The following is a 526-nucleotide window of genomic DNA, read 5'->3' as shown; positions in this document are numbered from 1 at the left end:
TGCGGTGGTCGGTGCCGTTGAGGGCGAAGTAGCGCAGCGCGGCGAACTCGGCTTCGATCCAGTTCAGCCACGAGCTGTAGGTCGGCAGGAAGACCAGTTCAACGTCGTTGGCCTGGCACCAGGCCCGCACGGTCGGGTGTTTGTGCGGGGAGAAGTTATCCAGGATCAGATGCAACGTCTGCCCTGGCCAGCGGCGTCGCAGGCTTTTGAGGAAGTCGAGGAACTCGCCCGAGCGTTTCCGGTCACGAATCCGGTAGTGGATCTTCCCGGTGGCCAGGTCGAGGCTGGCGATCATGTGCCGGACACCGTGATCACGGTGGTAAGTCGCCCGCAGCCGGACCGGCTTGCCCTGCGGTCTCCACGCCTTGCCCGGCCGCGGTTGCAGATTCAAGGGCCCGAACTCGTCGACGCAGACGACCCGGCCACCGGCCGGCGGATGGTCGTAGAGGTCGAGGACCCTTCGCATCTTGGCGGTGAAGTCCGGGTCGTTGCTGGCCTTCCACGTCTTCGACTGCTGCCAGGTGAC

1 protein-coding gene is annotated in these 526 nt (G+C 65.2%); it reads right to left on the bottom strand.

The window, feature by feature from the left end; genetic code table 11:
- A partial coding sequence (locus tag Asi03nite_RS37565; RefSeq protein ID WP_203685271.1) for an IS630 family transposase occupies nt 1-526 on the bottom strand: 526 nt, incomplete at both ends.

Source organism: Actinoplanes siamensis (assembly GCF_016862395.1).
Classification (GTDB): domain Bacteria; phylum Actinomycetota; class Actinomycetes; order Mycobacteriales; family Micromonosporaceae; genus Actinoplanes; species Actinoplanes siamensis.
The sequence above is the reverse complement of the archived record's forward strand: the minus strand, read 5'-3'. Positions and strand labels throughout refer to the sequence as shown.